This is a genomic window from Microbulbifer sp. CnH-101-G (genome assembly GCF_052466775.1).
The window spans coordinates 4,196,244-4,222,849 of record NZ_CP174292.1 but is presented as its reverse complement, the minus strand read 5'-3'; the positions used below and the strand labels follow the sequence as shown (position 1 = coordinate 4,222,849).

General features: G+C 57.6%; 22 protein-coding genes. 7 read left to right on the top strand and 15 right to left on the bottom strand.

All coding sequences use genetic code 11. The annotated features are described in order from the left end of the window. The first annotated feature begins 12 nt into the window (after nt 1-12). The 3 genes from ACJJID_RS18765 to ACJJID_RS18755 all read left to right on the top strand — a co-directional run bounded on the left by ACJJID_RS18765 (nt 13) and on the right by ACJJID_RS18755 (nt 5,085). The gene (locus tag ACJJID_RS18765) at nt 13-876 is read left to right on the top strand and encodes a Stp1/IreP family PP2C-type Ser/Thr phosphatase (protein WP_152450737.1); all 864 of its coding nucleotides are present in this window, start codon (nt 13-15) and stop codon (nt 874-876) included. 23 nt (nt 877-899) lie between these two features. Beyond that, nucleotides 900-3,980, top strand: coding sequence for a DUF6531 domain-containing protein (locus ACJJID_RS18760; protein ID WP_444920770.1), 3,081 nt, complete (start codon nt 900-902; stop codon nt 3,978-3,980). Nucleotides 3,981-4,062: 82 nt separating this feature from the next. After that, entirely contained in the window at nt 4,063-5,085 is a 1,023-nt protein-coding gene (locus ACJJID_RS18755) for a succinylglutamate desuccinylase/aspartoacylase family protein (RefSeq protein WP_152450733.1), read from the top strand. Between the two features lie 7 nt (nt 5,086-5,092). On the opposite strand, the gene ACJJID_RS18750 is transcribed toward ACJJID_RS18755, so the two are convergent. The 13 genes from ACJJID_RS18750 to ACJJID_RS18690 form a co-directional block, all read right to left on the bottom strand. Beyond that, nucleotides 5,093-6,313, bottom strand: a complete 1,221-nt coding sequence (locus ACJJID_RS18750) for a lytic murein transglycosylase (RefSeq protein WP_444920769.1) — start codon at nt 6,311-6,313, stop codon at nt 5,093-5,095. A gap of 170 nt (nt 6,314-6,483) precedes the next feature. Beyond that, nucleotides 6,484-7,137: a PAQR family membrane homeostasis protein TrhA gene (trhA, locus tag ACJJID_RS18745; RefSeq protein WP_152450729.1), complete on the bottom strand. Its 654-nt coding sequence runs from the start codon at nt 7,135-7,137 to the stop codon at nt 6,484-6,486. A 143-nt stretch (nt 7,138-7,280) separates the two neighbouring features. Next, a complete protein-coding gene (locus ACJJID_RS18740) occupies nt 7,281-8,603 on the bottom strand; it encodes an adenylosuccinate synthase (protein ID WP_444920768.1) in 1,323 nt (440 codons plus the stop codon). Between the two features lie 125 nt (nt 8,604-8,728). Beyond that, on the bottom strand, nt 8,729-9,922 hold the full coding sequence (locus tag ACJJID_RS18735; protein WP_444920767.1) for an ATP phosphoribosyltransferase regulatory subunit: 1,194 nt from the start codon (nt 9,920-9,922) through the stop codon (nt 8,729-8,731). Nucleotides 9,923-10,110: 188 nt separating this feature from the next. After that, nucleotides 10,111-10,983: a protease modulator HflC gene (gene hflC / locus ACJJID_RS18730; protein ID WP_444920766.1), complete on the bottom strand. Its 873-nt coding sequence runs from the start codon at nt 10,981-10,983 to the stop codon at nt 10,111-10,113. Nucleotides 10,984-10,994: 11 nt separating this feature from the next. After that, complete coding sequence (gene hflK / locus ACJJID_RS18725) at nt 10,995-12,137, bottom strand: FtsH protease activity modulator HflK (RefSeq protein ID WP_444920765.1); 1,143 nt, start codon at nt 12,135-12,137, stop codon at nt 10,995-10,997. Nucleotides 12,138-12,288: 151 nt separating this feature from the next. Further along, nucleotides 12,289-13,626 carry a ribosome rescue GTPase HflX gene (gene hflX / locus ACJJID_RS18720; protein ID WP_444920764.1) on the bottom strand — a complete coding sequence of 446 codons (1,338 nt, stop codon included), beginning with the start codon at nt 13,624-13,626 and terminating at the stop codon, nt 12,289-12,291. A 136-nt stretch (nt 13,627-13,762) separates the two neighbouring features. Then, nucleotides 13,763-14,047: an RNA chaperone Hfq gene (gene hfq, locus ACJJID_RS18715; protein ID WP_020413623.1), complete on the bottom strand. Its 285-nt coding sequence runs from the start codon at nt 14,045-14,047 to the stop codon at nt 13,763-13,765. A 189-nt stretch (nt 14,048-14,236) separates the two neighbouring features. Then, nucleotides 14,237-15,160, bottom strand: coding sequence for a tRNA (adenosine(37)-N6)-dimethylallyltransferase MiaA (gene miaA / locus ACJJID_RS18710; protein WP_444922654.1), 924 nt, complete (start codon nt 15,158-15,160; stop codon nt 14,237-14,239). Nucleotides 15,161-15,230: 70 nt separating this feature from the next. After that, complete coding sequence (gene mutL, locus ACJJID_RS18705) at nt 15,231-17,120, bottom strand: DNA mismatch repair endonuclease MutL (protein ID WP_444920763.1); 1,890 nt, start codon at nt 17,118-17,120, stop codon at nt 15,231-15,233. 54 nt (nt 17,121-17,174) lie between these two features. Next, nucleotides 17,175-18,485 (bottom strand): N-acetylmuramoyl-L-alanine amidase, encoded by a 1,311-nt coding sequence (locus ACJJID_RS18700; protein ID WP_444920762.1) that lies wholly within the window; start codon nt 18,483-18,485, stop codon nt 17,175-17,177. A 56-nt stretch (nt 18,486-18,541) separates the two neighbouring features. Continuing rightward, the gene (tsaE, locus tag ACJJID_RS18695; RefSeq protein WP_444920761.1) at nt 18,542-19,030 is read right to left on the bottom strand and encodes a tRNA (adenosine(37)-N6)-threonylcarbamoyltransferase complex ATPase subunit type 1 TsaE; all 489 of its coding nucleotides are present in this window, start codon (nt 19,028-19,030) and stop codon (nt 18,542-18,544) included. 2 nt (nt 19,031-19,032) lie between these two features. Beyond that, nucleotides 19,033-20,514: an NAD(P)H-hydrate dehydratase gene (locus ACJJID_RS18690; protein WP_444920760.1), complete on the bottom strand. Its 1,482-nt coding sequence runs from the start codon at nt 20,512-20,514 to the stop codon at nt 19,033-19,035. Between the two features lie 134 nt (nt 20,515-20,648). Between ACJJID_RS18690 and queG the strand changes: the two genes are divergently transcribed. Continuing rightward, entirely contained in the window at nt 20,649-21,752 is a 1,104-nt protein-coding gene (gene queG / locus ACJJID_RS18685; protein ID WP_252084201.1) for a tRNA epoxyqueuosine(34) reductase QueG, read from the top strand. Nucleotides 21,753-21,833: 81 nt separating this feature from the next. On the opposite strand, the gene orn is transcribed toward queG, so the two are convergent. Next, nucleotides 21,834-22,376, bottom strand: coding sequence for an oligoribonuclease (gene orn, locus ACJJID_RS18680; RefSeq protein ID WP_152450702.1), 543 nt, complete (start codon nt 22,374-22,376; stop codon nt 21,834-21,836). An 86-nt stretch (nt 22,377-22,462) separates the two neighbouring features. On the opposite strand from orn, the gene rsgA reads away from it, so the two are divergent. The 3 genes from rsgA to asd are packed head-to-tail and all read left to right on the top strand — an operon-like array spanning nt 22,463 to nt 25,184. Then, a complete protein-coding gene (gene rsgA, locus ACJJID_RS18675; protein ID WP_444920759.1) occupies nt 22,463-23,503 on the top strand; it encodes a small ribosomal subunit biogenesis GTPase RsgA in 1,041 nt (346 codons plus the stop codon). After that, complete coding sequence (locus tag ACJJID_RS18670; protein ID WP_444920758.1) at nt 23,500-24,294, top strand: sulfurtransferase; 795 nt, start codon at nt 23,500-23,502, stop codon at nt 24,292-24,294. Before rsgA ends, ACJJID_RS18670 begins: the two co-directional genes overlap by 4 nt. A 26-nt stretch (nt 24,295-24,320) precedes the next feature. Next, nucleotides 24,321-25,184, top strand: coding sequence for an archaetidylserine decarboxylase (asd, locus tag ACJJID_RS18665; RefSeq protein WP_444920757.1), 864 nt, complete (start codon nt 24,321-24,323; stop codon nt 25,182-25,184). A gap of 54 nt (nt 25,185-25,238) precedes the next feature. On the opposite strand, the gene ACJJID_RS18660 is transcribed toward asd, so the two are convergent. After that, a complete protein-coding gene (locus ACJJID_RS18660; RefSeq protein ID WP_444920756.1) occupies nt 25,239-26,594 on the bottom strand; it encodes an HD-GYP domain-containing protein in 1,356 nt (451 codons plus the stop codon). Nucleotides 26,595-26,606: the final 12 nt, after the last annotated feature.

The following is a 26,606-nucleotide window of genomic DNA, read 5'->3' as shown; positions in this document are numbered from 1 at the left end:
GTTGCACCAGACATGGATCAGATAAGTCTGGCGGTCAACGGACGCACTGACATTGGTCAAGTTCGCGAGGAAAACGAGGATAGTATTCGCTGGTATGCCAGTGCCGACCAACCTTTCGCTTATATCGTAATAGCGGATGGTATGGGGGGGTACACAGGTGGTGCCACAGCCAGCAAAATAGCGGCAGAAACAGTCCAATTCCACTTAGAAGACCTCTTAAAACACACCTTTCTATCCTGCACTCCAGAGCAGCAACAATTAATTTTACGCGCGACTTTAATCGACGCCATCAACAGTGCCAACAACGCCCTCCTGAATACCAAAAGTACCAATCCCCACTTTGCAAAAATGGGAACTACTATTGTTGTTGCAGTCATGTGGCACGACTTTTTAATTGTTGCGCATATCGGTGATTCACGTGCTTATCTGTGGAATAACTTCGGATTACAGCGCCTTACACGAGATCACAGCGTTGTTCAGGAAATGATAGATAGCGGACAAATAACTGAAGAACAGGCACAACACTCTAGTGTGCGAAACCACATAACCCGCGCATTGGGCGTTTCCAATACCGTAGAAGCAGAAATTAACAGCTGGAAATTAACAGAAAACGCCCTGTTATTACTCTGTACTGATGGTCTGACCGAATATCTGGATGACCACGCGATTGAGCGTGTGCTAGCCACTCACCGCCCCGCGCTGGAATGTGTCTATCGTTTTATCGACGATGCCAACAGAATGGGGGGGCGCGATAATATTAGCGCGGGGATTCTCGAATACTCCTCCCAACCCGCAGCACAATTACTAGCGCAAGAACAAAGCGCAACCCAAAGACCAAAATCACCCGATGTAACCATCCGAAAAGCGCAACGCTAAACCCGTTTGCCGGAAGCTGAAGAATGACACCGGAACGTCTCACCCAGCTGGTCCCCAACCTGCTCAAGATCCTCAGTCCCTCCACAGCCTCCTTCCCCCAGGGAAACCCCGCGGCAGTATGCCGCTGGTTGGAGGCTATTGAAGAGTTACCTGAGGCCCAAACTGCAAGCGACTGCAGCCTACCTCTATGGCCAGAGCCACCGGCAGTCGAGGTCAATGCCTTCACTATCGCCTCAGCGCCGGAAGTCGAGTTGTTACCCGGAATCGGTGAGGGCCCAGTTCAATTTGTGAATGTCCCGGGCACCAATCCGCAGGGCACTCAAGTTCCGTCACTTCAGCGCTGTCACTTGGTAAAGGACCTGGTCATCGCCGCAACCGGCGAGCTGAACTTCGAGCGGGTGGACCTCACTATCCCGGGGCCACTGCCATTTGTTTGGAAACGCTACTATCGCTCTAGCATTAGTGAGGATTGTGGAGTCGGGGCGGGCTGGCGCCACTCGCTGAGCGAACAGCTAGTGGTGCAGGATAATCAGATAGAACTGTATACCGCCGAAGGGCGCAAGGTGCAGTTCCTATTACCCGCAATTGGTCACAGCTGCTACAACCGCTTCGAACGCTTACTACTATTCCGGCAAAGCCTGCACAGCTACCGGCTCTCATCTGTTAACGAGCCCGATAAAATTTTTCGCGCAGATGGAGTCAACAGCGCTCTCCCGCTCACTGAAATTCGCGATCAGTTCGGCAACGCACTGACGATCGACTATAGCGAAGGGCTGCCCAGAAAAATCGTCAGCTCCTGGGGGCGGGTACTGGACTTCGAAATTCGCGGCGGCCGCATCGGAAAGCTGCTCAATAATCACGCTCCAGATGATCAGCGCACGTTGTGCTCCTATGAATTCCAGGGCGGATTACTGACTGAAGTTAGCAGCAACCACGATCGGGAACGCTACCAGTATCACGATTTATTCCTGGTGCAAGCGCACAGCGGTGTGAAGGGCAAACGTCAATTTGAATACGATTTGCAGGGGCATTGCCACAGGCTGATACAAGAGGAATCCGAGACCTTACTAACCTGGCAGCACAGCCGAGGTAATTGCCTGGTGGAAGATACGGATCTAACCCCACAACAATTGCACTTCAATCAATTCGGCCAGCTCACCAAAGAGCGGCAGGGTCAGCGAGAAAAAAACTGGCTCTACGATTGCTACGGAAACCTGTGCCAATACATTAACGGTGATGGACGACGCAGCTTCTTCCGCTACGATGAGTTCGGACGCCTGCGGCGCAGCACCGAGGGAGTCAACAGCAAACGCTATCTATATGATGAAAACGGTTATCCCCAGGCAGTCCTACTCAACGAGGATTTGTCGTGGATCTTCCGCTTCAACGGTAAGGGGCGGCCGCAGGCAATAATCGATCCAGAACAACAGGAGTGGAAATTCCGTTACAGCGAACGCGGCCTACTCTCTCAAATCACCGACCCCGAGGGCGGCTCAGTGGAGTTTTCCTGGGATGGCCAGGGGCAGTTACAAACCGTTCGCCGCGGTGAAAAACAATGGGGCTTCGAGTACGACCACTGGCAGCGTATAACCACACTGATCGTAAACGGGGAAACCTGGCGCGAATGGCGTTATGGACCCGCCGGCGAATTGCGCGAGTGCCACATTGGTAGTTATCAATACGGGATCGATTACTGCGAACGCGGCCAACCTCACGCCATCCATGCCAGCAACAGCCAGAGTCTTCAATGGGAGTACGATCATTGCGGCCGTATTTGTCAGATACATTTTGCCGATGGCAACCAATGGGCACTGCACTCTAATGGCCAGGGGCAGTTGACCCAGCTGCAAACTCCAAGCGGAGATTATCTGTGGCAATACGATGGGCTCGGCCAGTTAACCAGTCACCACGCCCCAGACAAGCGCTACGTTAACTGGAACTACAATATTGACGGCAGCCTCAGTGAATACTGCGATAACGATTGCCGCTGGTACTTCCACTATAACGACGATGGCAGCCTCGCCAGCATACGCAATAACAGCGGCCAAATTAGTGAGTTCCACTACGACCCACAAAAGCGTCTAATACAGGCCAATAATTTACACTCGTCAGTCCGCTTCAAATACGATCGACGCGGCCGGGTTACCGCCGAAAATCACGACAATAATGACGTGCGTGATTTCAGCCTGAGATACCAATATGATTCGCGCGGCTGGCTGAAAAGCGCCAGCTCCGACAACCTCGATCTGGCCTATACCCTCACACCCTGCGGCACACTCTACGGAGTGGATGCCAACGGCGAGCCGGTGTTGCGCACCGAACTCAAGGGACAGAATTCAATCCATGTACAGGGGGAAGTGCGCAGCACTTTCAAACACCTGTTCGGTCGCCCCGTAAGCCTGGAAAGTGGCCTTGCCCTCGCCTGGCAATTCGACAAACAACCCCCATTGCAGCTCACAAATCCTATGCGACAGTCAGGGTTTACCCAGGCGCAGGTCGACAGGGATAAGCGCGGCAATGTGGTCGCCGAGCGGCAAATTCCCGGGCGCAGAGATTATCAATACCAGTACGATGGTTGGGGATTGATGAGCACAGCGGAATGTGGCGATTTCAAAACTTATTTCCGCTATGATCCATTTGGGCGCCGGCTGAGCAAAACCTGTACTCACCGCAAATCGTCCCGCCAACGCCGGGTCACCACCAGTTGGAGCGGCCTGGGCATCTGGGCAGAGGCGCACCAGGTCGACGGAAAATCCCGGGGTATCGGCCACTGGATTACCCACCCTTTGCACGGGTACGTACTGTGTCATTGGAGTTCCGGCCACTGCAAGCACTACCATACAGATCCACAGGGAAAACCCCTGGCCATTTTCGACGCTCAAGGTACTGTACAGTGGTCACAGGGAAATGATGCTGAAGACGTTGATGGCAGAGGTTTCGGGCAGACCCCCGGCCCCTGGCGCGGCACTAACATAATTGCCGATATCGAGACCGGACTCTGGTACACCCCCTCCAGGTACTGGAATCCGGCTCTACACATGTGGCTCAATGGCCCGAGGATTTTTACTCACATCACATCCAATGTTCCACTGACCAGGCTCTGAACCCTTCGTCGGCGCCCCGAACCGGGGCCCTCCGGGCCTGTGCCTATCCCTACACCGTATCCATCAATTGCGTAGAAAAATTATGCAAGCATCCCCGGACTTTGAAATCGGCGGTATCGCAGTGGCCAAGGGAGAATCCCGCCATATCGACCTGCCCGTGGTCAGCCTCTATACCAACACAGAGATGGCTATCCCCGTCTATGTACAGCGCGGTAAGCGCGAGGGCCCCACCATATTTGTCTGTGCCGCAGTGCACGGTGATGAGCTGAACGGCATCGAAATCATCAGCCGTCTAATTCAAAGCCGCAGTCTGAAGTCTCTGCGCGGCACGCTGATCGCCGTGCCCATGGTCAATGTCTACGGGGTTCTCCAGCATACCCGCTATCTGCCTGATCGCCGCGACCTCAACCGCAGCTTTCCCGGCTCCGCCAAAGGCTCCCTGGCTGCACGGATGGCCCATGTGTTTTTGCGCGAGATAGTGGCCAAGTGCGATTACGGCATAGACCTGCACACCGGCGCCGCCCACCGCAGCAACCTGCCCCAGGTGCGCGCCAATCTCGACGACGATGTGACCCGCGCCATGGCCAAGGCATTCGGTGTGCCGGTACTGCTCAATGCATCGATTCGAGATGGCTCCCTACGCCAGGCAGCCGCAGATCGGGGGGTGAGAATCCTACTGTATGAGGCCGGAGAAGCTCTGCGCTTCGATGAGTTGTGCATCCGCGCTGGCCTGAAGGGAGTCACCAACGTACTCAGGCACCTGGGCATGTTGCCGGCGAGGCGCAGACGCAGCCTGATAGAACCCTTTATCGCCCGCAGCAGTGGCTGGTTACGCGCCGGCGACAGCGGTATTGCCACCCATCTCAAAGCGCTAGGAGATCAAGTCTATGCGGGAGATTTGCTCGCCACGATTGCCGACCCTTACGGCAACGAGCTCGACCAGGTGCGCAGTAATGGCGAGGGAATCATAATTGGCAAACAGAATATCCCCCTGGTGCAAGAGGGCGAGGCGATGTATCACATCGCCTATTTCCACGAGCCCCAGGAGGTGGTTGAGAACCTCGAGTTACTGCAGGACAGCCTGCTGCCGGACGAAAATTTCTAAGGGCGCCCTACTGTTTCTGGAGTAACTCCAGCACCTCTTTGCTGGGGAAGCCCTTCTCCTCCACACCGGCGCTCTTTTCGAATGCCTTGATGGCTTTGCGGGTCCCCGGACCGGCTTTGCCATCAATCTCGCCGCTGTAAAAGCCCTTTTGCTTCAGCAGCTTTTGCAGCTGCTCAACCTGGCTGCCGTCGAGGGGAGTAAAAGGGCGATTCCAGTCTTTTACCAGGGGGGGACCGCCGCCGATACGATCCGCCAACAAACCGATCGCAATGGCATAGCGATCCGAGTTGTTGTAACGCTTAAGAACGAAGAAGTTCTTAAACACCAGAAAAGCCGGGCCGTTACGCCCATCTGGCAACTTCAGCTCCGCCACCGCCTTCTTACTCGGGAAAGGCTCGCCATTGGCACGCTTGACCCCGAGCTTTTCCCACTCTGCCACCGTCAGCTTGCCCCCCGGCATTTTGTTCGCGGGAATGGAAACCTCATAACCCCAGGGCTTCGCTTTTTGCCAGCCATTACTGGATAAGAGGTTAGCTGCAGTAGCCAGGGCATCCGGCACTGAATTCCAAATATCACGCTTGCCATCGCCATCGATATCCACCGCGTAGGCCTGGTAACTGGTGGGGATAAACTGCGTATGCCCCATAGCTCCCGCCCAGGATCCCAGCAGGTGCTGGCCTTCGATATCACCGGCCTGCAGAATCTTCAGCGCCGCCAACAGCTGCTGTCGACCGAACTTCTTGCGCTGTGGGTCTGCATAGGCCAGGGTGGCGAGGGAGCGGATTACGCTACGCATCACCGTCTCGTTGCCAAGGACGCCACCAAAGCTCGACTCCACCGACCAGATCGCCAGGAGAATATTGGGGTCCACACCAAAACGCTTCTCAATCTTGCTGAGCCAGGGTTTCATTTTCTCCTTCTCACGCTTACCCCGCTCGATAGCGCGCTTTTGCACCCGGTTGTCGAAGTACTGCCATACCGGCGCCTTGAACTCAGGCTGGTAGCTGGCCCTATCCAGCACCCACTGGTCCGGAGAAGTAATCCCCTTAAAGGCCTGGTCGTAAACCTTGGGCGAAATCCCATTCTTAATGGCGGTTTGGCGAAATTCCTTTACCCACTTTTCAAATGCCGGGTCCGGCTTATCAGCAGCCTGGGCGCCCTGAATCATAAAGGCTAAGCAAAGGGTGAGAACATAGAACAGCGTGGGGAACCGGTGCAATCTGGGCATGGGAGTACCTTTGACACGACATTTCGCTCGCACAAGGTTAGAACGAGCCTCTCTCTTCCGAAAGGCGGATTTCTCCAATGGTGCAATCCGCCCGATCAGTCATTAATGGGGACACTGGACTGAAAGGGAAGTTCTGAGAATTGCCAGGCCCTGTGACCAGGGCCACAAAATCAGGGAATCACGTAAAAGAGTACGGCGAAGAAGTGCAAGATACCGCCCGCCAGCACAAACAAATGCCAGATGGCGTGATGAAACCTCAGGCTGCGCCACAAGTAAAAGGCGATACCACCTGTGTAACAGAGACCTCCCAATACCAACAACCACAGGCCGCCGGTTTCGAGGCTATTGGCCAGGGGTTTGATTGCGGCGATAACCACCCACCCCATCAGGGCGCTGAGAGTGATCGACAGGGCGCGGATCTTTTTCAAAGGGGTGAATTGGATAATCAGCCCCAACAGGGCCAATCCCCAGATAATGCCAAACAACCACCAGCCCCAGGGCCCGCGCAGGGTCACCAGGGTAAACGGGGTATAAGTGCCGGCAATCAGGAGAAATATCGAGGTGTGGTCCAGAGTCCGCAGAATCGCCTTGGCGCCTATGTGGCTAACAGCGTGATACAGGGTAGAGGCGAGGAAACAGAGGATCAGGGTGGAGGCGTAGACGCTGGAGCTGACGATGTGCCAGGCATCCCCGCGCAACGCGGCAAAACCAATAAGAACACCTAGACCGGCGATAGCCAGTACGGCTCCGACACCATGAGTTACGCTATTGGCAATTTCTTCAGCAAAGCTATAGCGGCTGGCAACGGAAACGGATGAGGTCATAGGTTGGCCCGATTAAATTCTGGTACTGAGTGGCTCCAATAACCACTCGACCGATAACTGGAATCAGGTCTAATGATCAAAGGCCTCACTAAAAATAGCAAGGCCAGGATCAGACCGGAGATTCACAACCGGGCCACTAGGGCTTAAACACTCGCGTTATGGATTCCCATTTCGCAAAGTGCGGAAGAGGCGCGAACGATAGTCTCATTGCGATCGGGGCCTGTAGAAACAATATCTACCGGTGCACCCACCAACTCTTCGATACGGGCGATATAGGCCTTGGCATTGGCCGGCAGGTCCGCTTCGCGGCGCACACCAAAAGTATTCTCTGTCCAACCGGGCATACTCTCGTATACGGGCTCGACACCCTCCCAACCGGCGGCGTCGAAAGGCACCGGCACTTCTTCGCCAGCGCTGTTGCGGTAGCCCACACAGATCTTCACTTCCTCGAGACCATCGAGCACATCCAGCTTGGTCAGACACAAGCCGGAGATACTGTTGATACGAATAGCATGGCGTACGGCAACTGCATCGAACCAGCCAGTGCGGCGCTGGCGCCCGGTAGTGGCACCGAATTCATGCCCCTTCTCGCCCAGGTGACGCCCTACTTCACAGTCGAGCTCGGTGGGGAAAGGACCACCGCCAACACGGGTGGTGTAGGCCTTGGTGATACCCAGCACGTAGTCCAGATAGAGGGGACCAAAACCAGAACCGGTGGCGGTGCCGCCGGCAGTGGTGTTGGAGGAGGTCACAAACGGATAGGTGCCGTGGTCGATATCCAGCAGGGAGCCCTGGGCGCCCTCGAACAGGATGTGCTCGCCCTGCTCGCGGGCCTTGTGCAGCTGGTCGGCCACATCAATGATCATCGGCACCAGTTGCTCACGCCAGATCTTGGCCTGCTCCAGGGTGTCTTCGTAGCTTACCGGATCAACCTTGTAGTATTCGGTCAGGGCAAAGTTGTGGTAGTCGATCAGCTCCTTGAGCTGATTGCAGAAATTCTCCCAGTTGCACAGGTCACCGAGACGCAAGCCACGGCGGGCAACCTTGTCTTCATAGGCGGGACCGATACCTCGACCGGTGGTACCGATGGCCTTGGCGCCACGGGCCTTCTCGCGGGCTTGGTCCAGGGCCACATGCACCGGCAGAATCAGCGGGCAGGCCGGTGACAGGCGCAGGCGTTCGCGCACTGGAACACCGCGTTCTTCCAGCTCTCCCATCTCCTTGAGCAGCGCTTCCGGTGACAACACCACACCGTTGCCGATCAGGCAGGTGACGCTGGGGCGCAGGATACCGGAGGGAATCAGGTGCAGTACGGTTTTCTCACCGTCGATCACCAGGGTGTGGCCGGCGTTGTGTCCACCCTGAAAGCGCACCACCAGGGAGACCTGCTCTGTCAGCAAATCGACAATCTTACCCTTGCCTTCATCGCCCCACTGGGTGCCCAGCACTACTACATTCTTGCCCATCTGTATCAATCTCTAACTCAGGTTTCGTTCTGCGGGAGGCCAAGAGGCCCCTACATCAATGGATCTTGCGGAGTTCACCGCACCAATATGCACATTATCGGCACATCCACTGCGCCCGCCTGTGCTCAATCCCGGGGCTTCACCACCCAGGAATCGCCTTCCAATACCAGTTCGCGATCACAGCGCGAATAGACATCGCTCTCTGCGCTATCGGAAAGCGTGGCAATCACCACTTCTCCCCGCTGGCGCAGCTCGTCAATTATGCGCCAAAGCTCCGCGCCTTGCGGGCCACTCACTTCCGGCGCGAGTATTGCGCCCTCACTGGGGGTTGCGCTTATACCCAGGGTATTGAGGGCCACTAAATCACTACTAAATCCTGTTGCCGGCCGATCCCGACCGAATACCGCGCCTATGCCGTTGTAGCGGCCCCCGTTGGCGAGTGCCTGCCCGTGGCCCGGCGTGTAAGCGGCGAATACCAAACCGGTCTCATAGTCGTAGCCGCGCACTTCACTCAAATCGAAAAAGAGCGTCACTGCCGGGTAGCGCTGCCCTAGAGCCTCGGCCACCTGCTGCAGGTCAGACAAGGCATCCAGCAGCGGCTGCGGTGCCCCCGCCAACTGCGTGGCGGCCCGCTCCAGGCAGTCGAGGCCACCGGCGAGACCCGGCAGTGCCTGCAACCAGGCTGCTACCTGCAAGTCACTAATATTCTCTGACACCCAGCTGTGGACATCGGCACTGGCCTTGTTCTGCAGCAGCGCGGACAACTCTTCACGCGCACTGTCGCCGAGCCCGGCCGCCTCGGCCAGGCTTCGGTAGATGGCGACGTGACCGAGGTCCAAATAAATATCTTCCACCCCGGCAACCTGCAGACTCTCCAGCATCAGGGAGATCACCTCGATATCCCCAGCGAGACTGTCCACGCCAAACAATTCCGCACCTATCTGGATGGGCGCACGGGAGCCCATGGCAGTGCGTGCCCGGGTGTGCAGGACCTGGCCCGCGTAACACAAGCGGTTGGCCCCGGCGCGGGGAAAGCTGTGCGCATCGATGCGCGCGGTCTGCGGGGTAATATCAGCGCGGATGCCGAGTGTACGCCCGGAGATCTGGTCTGTGACCTTGAAAGTGCTCAAGTCGAGATCGCGCCCCATGCCAACCAGCAGGGATTCGGTGAACTCCAGCATTGGCGGTATCACCAACTCATACCCCCAGCAATGGTAGAGGTCCAACAGTCGGCGGCGCAGGGTTTCAACTTGAACGGCACCCGCGGGCAAAATCTCCGCGATGCCATCCGGCAGCATCCAACGATCGGCTTGAGTCATGGTGTAACGGACTTTTCAGAGTTAATGAGGCGCGTCGGCTTCCACAAAAAAACCGGGCGAGGCCCGGTTTGCGTGATTTTAGCACCAACTGCCGGCAGGAAGGTAGGGCTGTCGCAAGGACAGCCGCGACCTCGGGTAAACAGCTAGCGGTTAGGGATAATCCGCTGCCATTTGCCCCGCGGGCTGGTTTATTGCCCTTTGGGATCCTTCAGGTAGCGGAAAAACTCACTATCTGGATCCACCAGCATCATGTCTGACTTACTGCGGAAGGATTCCCTGTAGGCCTGCAGGCTGCGGGTAAATCGGTAGAACTCGGGGTTCTTGGTGTAGGCCGCGGCGTAAATAGCTGCCGCCTCCGCATCGCCAGCACCACGCAGTTCTTCGGCCTGGCGGTAGGCCTCGGACTCAATGACCACCTTCTGGCGATCGGCATTGGCCTTGATACGCTCACTGGCTTCCTGACCCTTGGCGCGATGATCCCGCGCTTCGAGCTCACGACCTGCGCGCATACGCTGGAACACGGACTCGGAGACCTCCGGCGGCAGGTCGATACGCTTGACGCGCACATCAATCACTTCCACACCCAAATCACCCTGAGCCACCTTGTTCAGGTTTTTGGTGATCTCCGCCATCAATTCATCGCGCTCACCACTAACCACTTCGTGCAGATCGCGCACACCGAACTGGTTCCGCAGCTGGTCATTGACCCTCTCAGATAGCAGGCGCACCGCATTGCGTTGATCACCGCGAGTGGCGATATAGAACTTACTCACATCGGAGATACGATATTTAGCGTAGGAGTCCACCATCATGAACTTGTTTTCGCTGTTGAGCATACGCACCGGACTGGAGTCGACCGTTTGGATACGTGCATCGAACTTGCGCAGCTTTTCCGCAAACGGGATCTTGAAGTGGAGACCCGGCTCGGTATAGGTGCGCACCAGCTCACCGAAACGCAGCAACACGGCCTTTTCCGTTTCCTTCACTACAAAGGCACTGGAGGAAACCAATAGGATGCCGAGCAACAGTACGACGATAATTCCCAGAGTTTTGTTGTTCATTCCATCACCTCCTAGCGAACAGTCTGGCTGCGACGGCTGCTGGCAGCATCCTGACGCAGGCGTTCGACGATACGCTGGTAGACCTCTTCGATTATGACCGGGGAGGTGTCTTTGCGCTGGGCAGCCTGAGTCGTACTCTCCTGCGCCAGCTTATCCAGCGGCAGGTACATCATGTTGTTGCCACCCTCGACATCGACCATCACTTTGGAAGTGCTGGACATCACATCCTGTACCGCATCCAGGTAAAGACGCTCGCGGGTCACTTCCGGCGCGCGCTCGTACTCTGTCAGCAGCTTCTCGAAGCGCACCGCCTCACCGCGGGCACTCTCTACAACACGAGCCTTGTAGGCCTCGGCCTCCTCGATAATGCGCTGGGCTTGACCGCGGGCAACCGGGATCACTTGGTTAGCGTATGCCTGGGCTTCATTTTGCAGACGCACCTCGTCCTCGCGGGCCTTGGTCACATCGTCAAACGCATCTTGCACTTCGCGGGGCGCCTTGGCATCAGTGAGGTTCACCACATCAATGCGGATGCCCGTCTGATAGAGATCCAGATACTCCTGCAGGCGTTGCTGAGTGTCAGTGGATACCTGGGTCCGGTTTTGTGAAATCACACCGTTTAGAGTGAGGGAGCCCACCACGTGGCGCAGGGCGCTGTCAGTGGCCTCCTGCAGGCTCTTCACCGGCTCGCGCACACGCAGCACAAAAGATTCCGCATCACTCACTTGCCACTGAACGGTTAATACCACTTCCACGATATTGGCATCTTCGGTCAGCATCTGTCCGGTGGTGCGCTCGGTACGCACCTCAGTCATATTGACCTTGGTGACATGATCAATCAGCGGCGGGTTCCAGTGCAGACCGGCGGACTCAGTCGAGTGGTATTTACCCAGGCGCAACACCACCGCTTGTTCGTTGGCGTTAACCTGATAAATACCGAGTCCCGCATAAATCAATACCGCGATAACAATCACCAGCATCCATGGGAATTTACCCGTTCCGGTGCTTGGGCTACCGCCAAACAATCCGCCGAGTTTCTGCTGGGCTTTGCGGAACAGCTCGTCGAGATCCGGTGGACCATCGTTATTGCGGTTACCGCCGCCACCACCCCAAGGGTCTTTGCCGTTGTTACCACCCGGTTCATTCCAGGCCATCTAAATTACTCCAACTCTGATCATTTAAGCTTTTACTCCGGCGGATTCTAGCATTCCCCGCCGGCAAAATATTGCCGCCAAACCTCTGCCAAAGGCAATTTTGTCGAAATCGCGGCCGCCTCAGCCCTTCTACAAGAGGCTGGCACTAAGGCTACTGCGCTTCGCTGTCGCTACTGCTATCGCCACGAATATTTTCTTGTGGCAACCACTCCGGCTCTTCACCGGCATTTAAAAATGGAGCCAGCAAACGCTGGAAATCACTGCGCGGCAACAATAACTGCAACTCGCAGTCGCCATTATCCCGGTATTGTTCGCTCTGCACTGCATTGATCTGATAGAGCTGGGCGCGCAAGCGGGATTGCTGTGGCCTCACTACCAGCAGGCCCTGCACCATTTGCTCGCCCAGGCGCTCCGCAATCGCCTCCACCAAAAGATCACAGCCTGCGCCTGTGACCGCGGACAGCCAAACCGCGCGTGGCACGCCCTGTTCATCGCGCTCGATGCGAGGCTCAAAGTCGACGAGCAGATCGATTTTGTTGTACACCAGCAGTTGTGGAAGATCCGATGCCCCGATTTCCTCGAGCACGGTCTGTACCTCTTCCATCAAGTGCAGGCGATCCTCTGCGGCGGCATCCACTACGTGTAGTAGCAGTGTTGCCTGGGCGGCCTCCTCCAGAGTCGCACGAAATGCCTCAACCAATTTGTGTGGCAGGTGCGAAACAAAACCAACAGTATCTGCAAGGATCATGGCGCCAACATTGGGTAATTCAACCCTGCGCATGGTCGGATCGAGGGTCGCAAACAATTGATCGCGCACGTATACCTCGGCGTCGGTAAGCCGGTTAAACAGGGTCGACTTACCGGCGTTGGTATAACCCACCAGGGAAACTGTGGCCACCTCGGCACGGGAGCGCGCACGCCGGCCCTGTTCCCGCTGGCGGCGGACTTTTTCCAGGCGCTTCTCAATGGAATCTATACGCGCGCGCAGCAGGCGGCGATCAGTTTCCAGCTGGGTCTCACCCGGACCGCGCAAGCCGATACCGCCTTTTTGCCGTTCCAAGTGGGTCCAGCCGCGCACCAGCCGGGTGGCCATATGACGCAACTGCGCAAGCTCCACCTGTAATTTACCTTCGTGGGTACGCGCACGCTGGGCGAAAATATCGAGGATCAGACCGGTGCGATCCAACACCCGACACTTGAGTTCGCGCTCAACGTTGCGCTCCTGACTGGGAGACAGGGTGTGATCAAAGATCACCAGTTCGGCACCCTGCTCTTTCACCACCTGGCGAATCTCTTCCAGCTTGCCCCGACCGACAAAAGTCTTGGGGTCTGGAGTGGCGCGCTGTCCAAAGATAAAACTGACCGGGTCTGCTCCGGCAGAGAGGGCAAGCTCCTCAAATTCGCGAGGATCATCTGGGCTGTCTATAGCGGAGAGTTCAAGGTGTACCAGTACTGCCAGTTCACCGGATTCCGGTCGATCGAAAAACAATGGGAAATCTCTGTATGAGGAAGTGGACGCCTACCCGGCTCCCTGATTGAAGTGGCAGCCGGAAATCTAATATCAGATTCACACGGCTGCTAGCGCCCCGGCAATGGGGCGCGAGTCTCGATAACGCGCAACGCAATCAGCTGAAAGATTCGCGCTCACCGCCTTCACCATTGCCCTCTCCGCCGTGTTGTGCGGCTGGGTTCAACAGTGGAACGCGCACAGCGCGGGACGGTACAACAGTGGAGATAGCGTGCTTGTATACCATTTGGCTAACGGTATTTTTCAGCAACACCACAAACTGGTCGAAAGATTCAATTTGCCCTTGGAGCTTGATGCCGTTTACCAGATAGATAGAAACCGGGATACGCTCTTTGCGCAGTACGTTGAGGTAAGGGTCTTGTAAGCTGTGCCCTTTTGACATCTTTTTTCTCCTTGTCAAAAAGCTGAATGCGGATGCAGGCCGCAATCGCATCCGCGAAGAGCGCGGATCAAAAAACGACTGAGGTCGAATACGCGTATAAGTAGTGTAGTAGCGAGCCGGAAAAGGCCGGCCCTGTGAAAACTGACTGACTGAGCTTGTCGTTTTATAGCCCAACCACGTTATGGATGCTTAAGCGAGAAATTTCAAGGCTTCGGCCAATATTTCATCATTCTCACGCACCCCGCCCTCACTATCCTGAGTGTACAAAATTTCCAGCTCAGGCCAGCGCCGCAACCAGGTCAGCTGGCGCTTTGCCAACTGGCGGGTGGCGGCAATTCCCGCGGCAACCATCTCATCGTAATCGCAGCGCCCATCCAGGTACTGCCACACTTGACGATAGCCCACTGCGCGAATTGCCGGCAGGTCCTCGTGCAGATCGCTGCGCCCATACAAACCGCGCACTTCCTGCACAAATCCGGCTTCAAGCATCCGCCGAAAACGCAGTTCGATACGCTCATGAAGCAGCGACCTATCGCGAGGCATAATCGCCAACTGACTCAACCGGTAGCGTTCCTGCACACCACCCCCAGCCTGCTCGCGACGCAACTGGGACAGAGGCACACCGGTAAGCCGATAAACCTCAAGTCCCCGCTCGATGCGCACCGAGTGATTGGGGTGCAGTTCTGCCGCCAACTGTGGATCGACCTGTGCCAGCTCCGCGTGTAACGCGGGCCAGCCCTCGCGCTCGGCACGCGCTTCAATTTCCGCACGCAGTTGCGGGTCGGCCTCTGGCAATTTTGCCATTCCTTCTAGGAGAGCACGGAAATACAACATAGTTCCGCCAACCAGTAAAGGGATCTTACCGGCTGTGCTGATTTCGTCCATAGCTTCGAGAGCATCTTTGCGAAAACGACCGGCGGAATAGGACTCGCTGGGGTCACAGATATCAATCAAACGGTGGGGGTAGCGGGCCAACTCCTCTGCACTGGGTTTGGCCGAGCCAAGATCAAGACCCCGGTAAACCAGGGCCGAATCCACGCTAATTAATTCCACCGGTAGGTGGTCGGCCAGGGCCATAGCCAAATCCGTTTTGCCCGATGCCGTCGGGCCCATCAGGAAAATTGCGTGGGGTTTATCGTCCAGAGTGCGCTCGCTCAAATCAACACCTACTTCCCAAACGCGGTTATTGACCGCGCATAAACCACTTATCCATATCCGCCAGTTTAACCTGGGTCCAGGTCGGGCGGCCGTGATTGCACTGGCCGCTGCGCTCGGTGCGCTCCATGTCTCGTAGCAGCGCATTCATTTCCGGCACCGTCAGGCGACGGTTGGCGCGCACAGAACCGTGACAGGCCATGGTGGCGAGCACTTCATTGATGCGCTCGCCAATGCGCTCACTGTCGCCCTGCCCAAGTAAATCCGACAGTACATCGCGCACCAGTTGCTCCACCTGGGCACCGTGCAACATGGTGGGCACCTGGCGTACCAGCAGGGTTTCCGGCCCGGCGCGCTGCAGTACAAAGCCCAGAGAAGTGAAAACCTCACTGCGCTCCTCGAAGCAATCCGCCTCGCGCTGGCTCACCGCCAAACTCACCGGCACCAGCAATGGCTGCGCCTGAATGCCGCCGGCGGCATGGGCCGTTTTCATCTGTTCGTAAACAATTCGTTCGTGGGCGGCGTGCATGTCTACCACGATCATGCCCTGCTCGTTCTGCGCGAGAATATAAATACCGTGCAGCTGGGCGATGGCAAAGCCCAGCGGCGGAATCTCTTCCCCACTGGCATTGTCGCTGGCCGTTGGCATCTGCACTGCCATAGGCGCAACTGCAACGCCAGGCTGAGGCGCGGCTGTGGCTGTGGACTCGGCAACACCCGCCGGCTCCCCATAGGGTTGATGCAGGGCACCATAGGCATTCATTTGCTGCTGCAAGCTCGACGGTGAGGGGCGATTGGAGAGCGGCATTTTTTGCTGGCCGGAAAATTCTCCCGCCTGGATACCGCTGACTTTTTCAGCAGCACCATTCTCTTGCCCCTCAGCCTCTTCGGCATGTTCATCCCGCTGGCCCGGTCGCACATCGGCCAGGGCTCTGTGCAAACTGCCAAACAGGAAGTCGTGCACCAGGCGACCATCGCGAAAGCGCACCTCGTGTTTGGTGGGATGCACATTCACATCCACCGATGCCGGGTCCAATTCCAGATAGAGCACAAACGCTGGATGGCGGCCGTGATAGAGCACATCGGCAAAGGCGCGGCGCACCGCGTGACTCACCACTTTGTCGCGAATAGCACGCCCATTGACGTAGAAGAATTGCAGATCGGCCTGGGAGCGGGAAAAAGCCGGCTCGGCCACCCAACCCCACAGGCGCAGACCACTGCGCTCCACATCGATATGCAGGGCATTCTGCATAAACGCCGGACCGCACACCTGCGCCACACGGCGCTCCATCTCCACACGGCCGCTGCCGGCGCGCAGGTTATGCACGCCCTTACCGTTGTGGCGCAGACTGATAGACACATCGAAGCGGGACAGCGCTAGGCGCTTGATGGTGTCGTCGATACGATTAAATTCGGTCTTCTCGGTGCGCAGGAATTTGCGTCTTGCCGGCGTATTGAAAAACAAGTCGCGCACATCCACGGTAGTGCCGCGGGGGTGGGCCGCCGGCGCCAGCTGTGCCTGCATGTCACGGCCCTCGGCACTCACTTGCCAGCCCTTGCCGCTCTCATCGCGGCTGCTAGTCAGGTTTAAGCGCGCCACCGAAGAAATACTGGCCAGCGCCTCACCGCGGAATCCCAGGGTGGCCACCGCCTCCAGATCTTCCAGCACGTGAATTTTAGACGTGGCATGGCGCGCCAGCGCCATGGGCAAATCCTCTTTCTCGATACCCTTGCCGTTATCGCGCACTTTCATGCGCTTGATACCGCCGTTATCAATATCCACTTCCAGCCGCGTGGCGCCGGCATCCAAACTGTTTTCCAGCAGCTCCTTGATTACAGAGGCGGGGCGTTCGACCACCTCACCTGCAGCGATCTGGTTGGCAAGACGCGGAGATAATTGCTGGATACGTTCGTGCATAACTTTGGCCTGTTATTGCTGCTGCGGCCGCGGGGCGCTGATTCGTAAAACCGATTAGCCGGAAGGGATACTCAGTGTCTGGCCGACACGGATGACCGAGCTGTTGATGCCGTTAGCTTTCTTCAGGGACGCCACGGAAATCCGATAGCGTGCGGCGATTCCTGACAGTGTCTCGCCGCGGGCGATTACATGTCGGCGCGCTTCGGCACCGCGATTGGCGGCAACCCAAGTGCCCGCCGGAGGGCGGCTCTCGAAGTGGGCCACTATACCTTCGCTGAGTTTTTGTGCCAGCCTGCGTTGGAATTTCGGGTCACGCAGACGCTTTGACTCATAGGGGTTGGTAATAAAACCAGTCTCTACCAGAATTGAGGGCACATCTGGAGAGCGCAACACGGCGAAATTGGCCTGCTCCACACGCTTCTTGTGCAGGTGTGTCACTGTTCCCAACTGGGACAACACACTAGCACCGATATCCAGGCTGGCATTCATGGTGGCAGTCATAGAGAGATCCAGCAGGACTCCGGCGAGGGTGTCGTCCTTGTCGCCCAGGTTCAGGCTGCCGGCACCACCGATCAGATCTGATTCGTTTTCCCGCTGGGCCAGGAAACGGGCGGTTTCACTGGTAGCTCCGCGAGTTGATACCGCATAGACACCGGCGCCACGGGCATCCTTGCGGGTAAAGGCGTCGGCATGTATCGAGACAAAGAGATCTGCACGAATCTTGCGGCCAAAATTTACCCTATCCCGGTGAGCAACGTAATAGTCGCCGGAGCGCACTAATTTGGCGCTAAAGCCCGGTCTCTGGTTGATCTGTTTATTTAGCTGCTTGGCAATCGCCAGCACCACATCTTTTTCCCGCAGTCTGCCGGGCCCAAGCGCACCCGGATCCTCACCTCCGTGGCCGGCATCGATAGCGATCACGATATCCCGCTCGCCGCCCACCTGCTGCAAGGTTTTCTCCTCGCTTTTCACCTCATCGTAGAGATCGATCACCAGGCGATCCGGCATCTGCTCGTGGCGACGTAAGGCAAAGCTGCGCGGGTTAGCTTGCTGCTTCAAATCGAAGACCACTCGCAGGTCTTTTTTGTTGTGGCGGGCATGGCGTACTTGGGCGATAGGGGTATCTTTAAGGTCCAGAGTATCTAACTGCGCCTTCAATTGGGTATCGGCAATATCCACCACTACACGGTGCGGTCCGCTCAGGGTAAACAACTTGTGCTCTGCCGGACCGCTCAAGTCGAAGACCAGGCGCGTGTGGTCCGGCGCCCGCCACAGGCGCACGCCCTCTACTTCTGCCGCTGTCAACGGCAGTGCGATTGTCAGCCCGATTATCAGGGCCACCAGCGAGCGCCACATCCTACTCATTACTTCCCAACCCTTTCACTTATTGTTTTTACACGTCCCTGAATTCAGGCCAATTCCTATTTATGTAGCATCTTTGCCAGGGTATCGAGCACCGCTTCTCCCTGTTTGGAGTGGGTATTCAACAGCAGCTGGCGGCCGCTGTCCGGCACTTGCAGAGTCAACTCCAAGTCCGGTTCGGGTAAAACGCCAGCGCCACGTTCCGGCCATTCCACCAGGCTCAGGCTATGCGTGGCGAAATAGTCCCGCACCCCCATAAACTCCAACTCCTCGGCATCTCCCAGGCGATAGAGGTCGAAGTGATATACCCGCTGGGGGCCGAGTTCGTAGGGCTCCACCAGGGTATAGGTAGGACTTTTCACCGCGCCCTGATGCCCGAAGGCTCTCAATACTCCGCGACAAAAGGTGGTCTTGCCGGCGCCCAGCTGGCCATTCAGGTACAGGGTTAGCCCCTGTTGTAGGCCACTGGCTAAGCAGGCGCGGCCCAGCGCTTCGCCGCCGGCCACCGTTGCCTCTTCGTCTGCTAAATGCAATTTCAGTTCACTCACTATCAGTCCACCAACCGTCGAATCCAGGGCAATAAATCTGTGGCCAGTAAGCCGCGCTGACCATCCTCCGCGGCGCGGTTACCCGCTTCGCCATGCAGCCAAACTGCCAGGCGCGCCGCATCTACCAAAGGCAGGTGCTGACCGATCAAGGCCGCCACTATTCCGGTGAGCAGGTCCCCCATGCCTCCCGAGGCCATGCCCGGATTACCGCTGTTAATCAGATCGACACCGCCTTCGTGGGCAATCAGGGTGCCGGCGCCTTTTAGTATCACCACACCACTGAATTTCTGCTGAACTGCCACCGCCGCCGCGCGGGGGTCCGCCAGTACCTCGGCGGTATCGCAGCCGAGCAGGCGCGCCGCCTCTCCCACATGGGGCGTCAGCACCCAATCATCGCGTTTTACGCCAGCAAGTACCCGCCCGGCGGCGAGGATATTCAGCGCATCCGCATCCACCACCAGCGGCACCTGAGCGCGGCCGGCGCGGGCCAGCAGCTGTTCGCTCCAGGGAGAGCGGCCAAGACCCGGGCCCACTGCGATGACATTGGGCCCCTCTAAAAGTGGTTCCAGTTCCTGGCCAGAAATAACCGGATGAGCCATGACCTCGGGACAACGGGTCAAAGCGGCAGTTAAGTGTTCCGGGCGGGTTGCCAGGGAGATCAGACCTGCGCCACTGCGCGCAGAGGACTGCGCCGCCATCAACGCTGCACCACCGAAACCGCTGTCGCCACCGACTATCAAAATATGGCCAAACATATTCTTGTAGCTGTCCGCAGCACGCTCGGGCAGGCGTTTTAGACTGGAGCCCTCGAACCGTTGCGCCAGGGGCTCTACCGCTGAATAAACCAGTGCGGGGGCGCCGAGATCGACAAAGATCACCTCTCCACAAAGCGCCGGACCACGCCCACAGTAAAGACCCAGCTTGCGACCGATAAACGTCACGGTCATATCGGCCTGAACGGCCAGATCGGCACCGCCACTATCTCCACTCAAACCCGAGGGAATATCCACGGAAAAAACCGGACCGGGACTCTTGCGAATTCGCTCAATGGCATGAGCCACATCCTGACGCAATTCACCGCTAAACCCTGTCCCCAGCAGTGCATCTACGATCAGGGTGTTGCCGTCGGCACTGTCCAGCTCGGTCAGTGAGGTCAGCACCTGAACGCCTTCGCGAACGGCGTAGGCATGGGCCTCGCGAGCATCGCCCTTCAAGTGCTCAGGGTCAGTACAGGCAAACACCGTCACCGGTATCTTCTTCTGCGCAGCCAGAGCCGCAATCACATAGCCGTCACCGCCGTTGTTGCCACCGCCACAAAACACCTGGATACGGCCAATATCCGCCCAACGGGCGCGCAAATGGGTAAAAGCAGCGCGCGCCGCGCGCTTCATCAATTGTATCGAAGGGATTTCCAGCGCGGCGATTGTTTGTCGGTCGAGTTCCCGTACCGATTCGGCACTGTACAAAGGTTGTGGCGTATCCATGCGGCTCCCGCAATGTGGTGAAGATATCATCTGTGGCAAAATGGGCGATTGTATCGCTGTCACTTGCACTGACAGCAAAGTATACCGCCCCGGCCAGTCATTGTGCTTGCATGGGATATCGAGCCGCTTTATCTATGACCGAATCACTGCTCGCCGAATTAGCCGACCTGATCAAACTCTGGGGACGGGAGCTGGGCTTCCAGCAGGTTGGTATCACCGACTGCCAGCTGGAGGAGGACGGTGAGCGCCTGCGCGCTTGGATCGATAAGGGCTACCACGCGGATATGGAGTGGATGGGCGCCCACGGGGAAAAACGCTGGCGCCCGGCACTACTGGAAGAGGGAACCGTGCGCGCCATCAGTGTGCGCCTGGACTACCTGCCACCGGATACCCAGCCGATCAAAGTGCTCAAGGATTCCAGTAAGGCCTATGTCTCCCGTTACGCTAATGGTCGCGACTACCACAAGCTGATTCGCAAGCGCCTGGCCAGCCTGGCCAAGAAGATCGATGCCTTCTGTGCCGAACAGGGTATCGATTCCAAGGGTCGCGCCTTTACCGACAGCGCACCGGTAATGGAACGCGCTCTGGCGCGCAAGGCCGGCCTCGGCTGGGTCGGCAAGAACTGCCTGCTGATCAATTCCAAAGCTGGCTCTTTTTTCTTCCTCGGCGAGATCTATACCAATCTGCCCTTGCCTGTCGATGAGGGAGATTTTGCCGACGAGTGCGGCGATTGCGTGGCCTGCCTTAAAGTCTGCCCAACCGATGCCTTTATCGGCCCGCGCACCTTAGATGCCGGGCGCTGTATCTCTTACCTAACCATCGAAAACAAGGGGCCGATTCCGGAGGAATTCCGCGAGCCAATCGGCAACCGGGTTTTCGGCTGCGACGATTGCCAGACAATCTGCCCCTGGAACAAGTTCGCCAAACCCACCGCAGAGCAGGACTTCCACCCGCGCCACGGCCTCGACAACGGCGAGCTGCTGGCGCTGTTCAACTGGAGCGAGGAGGAGTTTTTGCGCAAGACCGAGGGCTCGCCAATCCGCCGTATCGGCTATGAGCGCTGGCAGCGCAACCTGGCGGTGGCGCTCGGCAATGGCGCGGCCAGCGAGGAGGTATTCGAAAGCCTGGAACAATCGCGGCAAACGGCCACGCCTCTGGTGCTGGAGCATATCGATTGGGCCCTGGCGCGGCTACGCAGTGGACGCAAACGCAAACGCAAGATCAAACGCGTAACCTGAGCCCCTTATCGAGGCACAGAAAAGAGTCGGGGCAGCAGAAAAGAGGCTCTAATCTGCCGAGAGCTCCGCTAAGTCGGAAGCTTAACTGAGGCGAAAGAAGGTCTCGCGGTAGTGGCGCAACTCTTCGATGGAGTCGCGAATATCGTCAAGAGCCAAATGACTGCTGTGTTTTTTCACCCCATCCAATACATCCGGGCGCCAGCGCCTGGCCAGCTCTTTTACCGAGCTCACATCCAGATTGCGGTAATGGAAATAAGATTCCAGCTGCGGCATATATTTGACCAAGAAGCGGCGGTCCTGGCCGATAGAGTTACCGCACATGGGCGAGGCCCCCTCCGGTACCCAGTGGCGTAGAAACTCCAGGGTCTCCCGCTCCGCTTCCCGCTCTGAAATATTCGACTCCTTTACCTTTGCCACCAAACCAGAACCGCCGTGCTGCTCGGTGTTCCAGTCGTCCATGGCATCCAGAAGGGCATTACTCTGGTGAATCACCATCGCCGGCCCCTCGGCGAGTATATTCAGCCGCGAATCGGTCACAATGGTGGCGATTTCGATAATGCGCTCTTTGTCCGGATCGAGGCCGGTCATCTCCAGATCTATCCAGATCAGGTTGTTCTGATCCACAGCGGGTCTCCTCAAACTTTCCGCGCAAGTTACCGCAACTACCCGGCAATGGCTATAATCCGCCGCTAATCTCCAGGTGCCAGTGCATGAGTAAACGCAAATTAAACCGCCGCCAACAGTGGCGCGTCGCCAAGATCCAGCAGGAGCGTGAGGCCCGCGCGCGCAAGCGCGAAGAGTCCGCAGAACAAGCTCTGGACGACGGTCAACTGGGCCAGGAACAGACCGGTCTTGTCATCGCCAACTATGGCACCCAAATTTTGGTGGAAAGTGAGAGCGATGCTTCGCTACGCCAACGCTGCCACATGCGTGCCAATATCGATACCCTGGTAACTGGCGATCGCGTCGCCTGGCGTCCCGCCACTAGTGATAGCGATGGCGGCTATGGGGTTGTGGGTGCGCGGTTGCCGCGCAACTCAGAGCTGCAGCGCCCTGATCGCTACGGCGACCTGAAAACCGTAGCAGCCAATATCGATCGCATTGTGATTGTTATAGCCCCCTACCCGGAGCCCTTCGCTAATGCCATCGACCGCTACCTGGTCGCCGCAGAGACCACCGGTATAGCGCCAATCCTGCTGCTGAACAAGATCGACCTGATCGACGATGGCAACCGCCAGGCACTGGATACCCTACTGGCCCCCTACCCCGACCTCGGCTACCCAGTACTGCACCTTTCCACTAAAACCGGCGAGGGCCTGCCACATCTGCTCGAAACCCTGGCCAAGGGCAGCAGCGTCTTTGTCGGACAGTCCGGTGTGGGTAAATCTTCGCTGGTCAATGCCCTGCTACCCAGCGCCGGCGCCCGTACCGGCGCCCTGTCCGAGGCAACCCTGAAGGGCACTCACACCACCACCGCGGCGGAACTGTTTCACCTGCCCAGCGGGGGCGATCTGATAGACTCTCCCGGCATACGCGAGTTTGGTCTCTGGCATATGGAGGAGGCCGCGCTACTGGAAGGGTTTGTGGAATTCCGCCCCTTTATCGGTCATTGCCGCTTTCGCGACTGCAGCCATCAGGGCGAACCCGGCTGTGCTATTCACGAGGCACTGGCCAACGGCGACATCAGTGAGCGCCGTATGAACAGCTTTTTACACCTGCGCAACAGCCTGGAATCGGAGAATAAATTTTGAACCTGATTATTGAGGCGGAAGAGCTCGCCGCCGAGCTGGAGCACGAGGAATTATTGGTTGTCGACCTCAGCTCCCTGCAAAACTATGTGAACGGACACATCCCCGGCGCCCTGCACCTGCCATTTCAGGCACTGATGGCGGGTACTGCCCCTGCGCCGGGTAAGCTTCCCAGCTCAGAGCAGCTGACCCGAGTTTTTCGCGCCATTGGCCTGCGCCCGGAAACCCACGTAGTGGCTTGTGATGATGAGGGCGGCGGCTGGGCCGGACGCTTCCTGTGGACCCTGGAGTGTGTTGGCCACCGCAATTACAGCTACTTGAACGGCGGCATGCACGCTTGGCGCGGCGCCGGCTTGCCGCTGACCACTGAGGAATCACAGGTTACCCCAAGCGATATCGAGATCTCGATCAATACCGATGCCGCCATGAATGCCCAGGAAATCCAGGAGCACTTGGGCAACCCCGACTTCCTCGTTTGGGATGCTCGCTCCCCCCAGGAATACTGCGGAGAAAGGGTCTTGGCTACCAAGGGTGGGCATATTCCCGGCGCGATCAACTGCGAGTGGACCCAGCTGATGGACCCTCAGCGCGACCTGCGTATCCGCAACGATGCGCGCGAGCTACTCGCCAGGCTCGGTATCAATGAAGAGCATAAAATCGTCACCCACTGCCAAAGTCATCACCGCTCCGGCTTTACCTGGTTGGTGGGTAAGTCCCTGGGTTTTGATATTCGCGCCTACCCAGGCTCCTGGAGTGAGTGGGGCAACCTGCCCAATACGCCCGTCGAACAGTAAGCATTACCGGAAAACGTTGTACCCGTATGAATCCAAAACTCTTTACCGCCCTGCAATACCTGACTCCGCAGCACGCTCTTTCCCGCGCTGCGGGCTGGCTGGCGAATACCGAGATCAAGTCGATCAAGGACCCCTTTACCCGCTGGTTCGTGGAGAAGTACGGTGTCGATATGCAGGAGGCCAAAGAGACCGATTGCACCGCCTATCGCACCTTCAACGACTTTTTTACCCGTGAACTCAAAGAGGGCGCACGGCCGATTGTCAGCAGTGAAGATAGTCTGGCCTGTCCGGCAGACGGCGCTATTAGTCAGCTCGGTGCTATTCACAATGGCCGCGTGTTCCAGGCCAAGGGCCACGACTACAGCCTGCTGGAACTGGTGGGTGGTGATCCGGAACTGGCGGCCCAGTTTAACGACGGCCACTTCGCCACCGTGTACCTGTCACCCAAGGATTACCACCGGGTGCATATGCCTATCGACGGCACACTGCGCAGCGTGACTTATGTGCCGGGCCAGCTGTTCTCAGTTAACACCGTGACCGCGGAAAATGTGCCGCGCCTGTTCGCCCGCAACGAGCGCCTGGTGTGTGTATTCGATACGGTCGCCGGGCCCATGGCCATGATTTTGGTAGGCGCCATGATCGTCGCCGGAATCGAGACCGTTTGGGCCGGTCAAGTGACTCCCCATACCCGCGATGTGCGCACCATCAACTATATGGAGAATGCACCTGTTCAACTGAAAAAAGGTGAGGAGATGGGGCGCTTTAAACTTGGCTCCACAGTGGTCATGTTGTTTGGGGCGGAGCAAGTGCACTGGCTGGACAGCCTTGAGGCGGAAACCCCTGTGCGAATGGGTGAGTATTTCGGCAGCATGATAGCCGACGCCGACTAATTTTCCGTGAGAGCGGCAAGCTACGCCGCTCTCAAGGCTTCCCTCAAGGAATTACTACCTGGCCAGACGCGAGAAAAAGCGGGACAACTGCCCACCACTATTGAAAAGGTAATCGTCCCGCACCGCCGAGGTATTGACCTCCGGGTAAGCCCCTGGCTCTATATCCCGCAATATGCTGATCTTTTCCTCTGGACGCATCTTGCCCCGCTTAATCAGCTTTTCGGCACGGTCTTCCGCAGCTGCCAGGTCAAACAGGCGCGGTTTGCTCAATTGGCGCTTGTGCGCGTCCAGCACAATCATCACCTTGGGGCGCAAACGACGGTCGTAAGTCTGCTCTACCACGACACCCACTTCGCCACTGGAGAGTTCTACCTGGGTACCGGTGGGATAGAGCCCTATCGCCTGAATAAATTCGACAACCAGCTGTTCCTGGTAGGCAATGCCGCGCAGATCATAGAGTTCCGCCACGGCCTTGGAAGGCGCAATGGGCTGGCTGACGCCACGGGGGTTCGTCGCTTCATCGTAAAAAGTCACGATGCCACACATGCGCGCCAATACGGGAATCTTGTCACCGCGCAAACCGCCGGGATAACCACCGCCGTCGTGTCGCTCGCGATGAGCGCGCACAATATCGATTACCTGGGGATCGACCTGGGCATCCGCCGATAGCATCTGCACGCTGTGCTGCACAAATTTGCGGTACTCCAGTTCGCTGCGCGGGTCGCGCTGGAGCATCTGCAGCACTTCTGCGGGAATCGATAACTTGCCCACATCTTTTAACAGGGTGGCCACCCCCAGCTGCACCAGCTCGTGCCGCGCCAGGCCGATATGCCGGCCAAACAACACCGCCCAGATACTGGCACGCACCGAGTGGCTGTAAGTGTGCTCATCCCTGTCCCGCACACGCGCCAGCCAGGCAAAGGCATCCGGGCTCCGTAGCACGCTCTCAACCAGATCCTCTACCACCCGATTCATCTGTGGCACTGGCAGTGGTCGGTTGTTGGCTACCAGCCCCATAACTTCACCCATGCCGCGCAGTATTTGACCATGCAACTTGCGCGCATTGCCGGCTTCACGCTGGGCAGGCTGAGGGGGTGGATAAGCTTTGTGTGAGACTGCAACGGGGCGACAGGGAATAGTGACGCGCATGGCAGCTCGGCCATGCCTTTTAGAGCTTGCGCCACTGGCGCCGACCAGGCGACGTAAGGTGACACCGGCACTACCTACCGTCTTGTGCACGTCCACATAGACAAAACGGCAGTACTTCTGCAGCTGGCGAATCTCCTCCAAATCGCGGATATAAAATCCCTGTAGCGCGAATGGCGTCTGGGCCCAGGGCTTGTCTAGCCTGGACACAAACATACCGCGCTGGAGATCACCGACGGAGATTTTTGCCTGTTCGAGTGCCACTTGGGGAGGTAC

Excerpts from the sequence above, each read along its gene's own strand:
- ACJJID_RS18755 (WP_152450733.1), top strand. The coding sequence starts at position 4,063 with ATGCAAGCATCCCCGGACTTTGAAATCGGCGGTATCGCAGTGGCCAAG.
- hflK (WP_444920765.1), bottom strand. The coding sequence starts at position 12,137 with ATGGCCTGGAATGAACCGGGTGGTAACAACGGCAAAGACCCTTGGGGT.
- ACJJID_RS18765 (WP_152450737.1), top strand. The coding sequence starts at position 13 with ATGGATCAGATAAGTCTGGCGGTCAACGGACGCACTGACATTGGTCAA.
- ACJJID_RS18740 (WP_444920768.1), bottom strand. The coding sequence starts at position 8,603 with ATGGGCAAGAATGTAGTAGTGCTGGGCACCCAGTGGGGCGATGAAGGC.
- ACJJID_RS18700 (WP_444920762.1), bottom strand. The coding sequence starts at position 18,485 with ATGAGTAGGATGTGGCGCTCGCTGGTGGCCCTGATAATCGGGCTGACA.
- rsgA (WP_444920759.1), top strand. The coding sequence starts at position 22,463 with ATGAGTAAACGCAAATTAAACCGCCGCCAACAGTGGCGCGTCGCCAAG.
- ACJJID_RS18750 (WP_444920769.1), bottom strand. The coding sequence starts at position 6,313 with ATGCCCAGATTGCACCGGTTCCCCACGCTGTTCTATGTTCTCACCCTT.
- ACJJID_RS18735 (WP_444920767.1), bottom strand. The coding sequence starts at position 9,922 with ATGACTCAAGCCGATCGTTGGATGCTGCCGGATGGCATCGCGGAGATT.
- asd (WP_444920757.1), top strand. The coding sequence starts at position 24,321 with ATGAATCCAAAACTCTTTACCGCCCTGCAATACCTGACTCCGCAGCAC.
- mutL (WP_444920763.1), bottom strand. The coding sequence starts at position 17,120 with ATGCACGAACGTATCCAGCAATTATCTCCGCGTCTTGCCAACCAGATC.
- trhA (WP_152450729.1), bottom strand. The coding sequence starts at position 7,137 with ATGACCTCATCCGTTTCCGTTGCCAGCCGCTATAGCTTTGCTGAAGAA.
- ACJJID_RS18690 (WP_444920760.1), bottom strand. The coding sequence starts at position 20,514 with ATGGATACGCCACAACCTTTGTACAGTGCCGAATCGGTACGGGAACTC.
- queG (WP_252084201.1), top strand. The coding sequence starts at position 20,649 with ATGACCGAATCACTGCTCGCCGAATTAGCCGACCTGATCAAACTCTGG.
- ACJJID_RS18760 (WP_444920770.1), top strand. The coding sequence starts at position 900 with ATGACACCGGAACGTCTCACCCAGCTGGTCCCCAACCTGCTCAAGATC.
- hflC (WP_444920766.1), bottom strand. The coding sequence starts at position 10,983 with ATGAACAACAAAACTCTGGGAATTATCGTCGTACTGTTGCTCGGCATC.
- miaA (WP_444922654.1), bottom strand. The coding sequence starts at position 15,160 with ATGGGCCCGACGGCATCGGGCAAAACGGATTTGGCTATGGCCCTGGCC.
- hfq (WP_020413623.1), bottom strand. The coding sequence starts at position 14,047 with ATGTCAAAAGGGCACAGCTTACAAGACCCTTACCTCAACGTACTGCGC.